Annotated in this window: 1 protein-coding gene; it reads right to left on the reverse strand. The window is 57.6% G+C overall.

Annotated features, from left to right (window positions below):
- A partial coding sequence (locus tag K309_RS0135125) for a Tn3 family transposase (RefSeq protein ID WP_029050505.1) occupies positions 1 to 1,123 on the reverse strand: 1,123 nt, incomplete at both ends.

A 1,123-nucleotide genomic window follows, 5' to 3' on the forward strand; every position in this document is an offset into this window, starting at 1 on the left:
GTCCGAGATATGGGTGTAGATCATCCGGCCGGGCTCCGAGCCATACTTCGGGTTGACGTGGCCAGTGCTCTCGGCCCGCCCGCCGGCCTTGAAACGCTGACCGTCTGAGGACGAGGTCGTGCCATCACCCCAATGCGCGGCAAATGAATGCGCCGACTGCGCGTTGATCAGCTCTGCCAAGCTTTGCGAATATGTGTCGTCCCGGATATGCCAGGCTTGCAGCCACGCCAGCTTGGCATACGTGGTACCGGGACAGGATTCTGCCATCTTGGTCAGTCCGAGATTGATGGCATCGGCAAGAATCGTCGTCAACAGCAACGTTTTATCGGAGGCTGGCTCGTCGGTTTTCAGGTGCGTGAAATGGTGAGTGAATCCGGTCCATGCATCCACCTCCATCAGGAGTTCGGTAATCTTGACGCGTGGCAGCATGAGGGACGTCTGGTCGATCAATGTCTGTGCCTCCATCGGGACAGAGGCGTCGAGCGGCGAGATCTTCAAGCCAGACTCAGTGATGATCGCATCCGGCAGCTTTTTTGCGGCGGCAAGCCGGTTAACGGTGGTCAGCTTCATTTCCAGTAGCCGGCGCCGCTCTTCCAGGAAACGGTCGCAATCGGTAGTTACCGTCAGTGGCAGCAAGCGGTTCTCCCTAAGCGCACCGAACTTTTCGGTCGGCAGCAGATATTCCTCGAAGTCCTTGAATTGCCGCGATCCTTCAACCCAGATATCACCGGAACGCAGGCGGTTCCTCAGTTCGGACAGTGCGCACATTTCATAGAACCGTCGGTCGATGCCGTTCTTGGTCTGTACCAGAGGCTCCCAACGTTTCTTGATAAAGGAGGTCGGTGCGTCGGCCGGGACCTTACGGGCGTCGTTGGCGTTCATTGTCCGGATCGTTTCGATTGCCGCCAGTAAGTCCTTGGCTGCCGGCGCTGCACGCAGTTTCAATATGTCGAGGAACTCCGGTACATAGCGACGCAGCGTGGAGAAGTAGTCGCCAACCAGATGCAGGAAATCGAAGGTTTCTGGCTGCGCAAGCTGTTCTGCCTCCGAGACGCTCTTCGTGAAAACGTGCCAAGGCATCACAGCTTCGATCGCCTCGAATGGGTCGCCGCCGTTCTCTTTG

The sequence above is a fragment of the Cupriavidus phytohabitans genome, from assembly GCF_000426345.1.
Taxonomy (GTDB): Bacteria; Pseudomonadota; Gammaproteobacteria; order Burkholderiales; family Burkholderiaceae; genus Cupriavidus.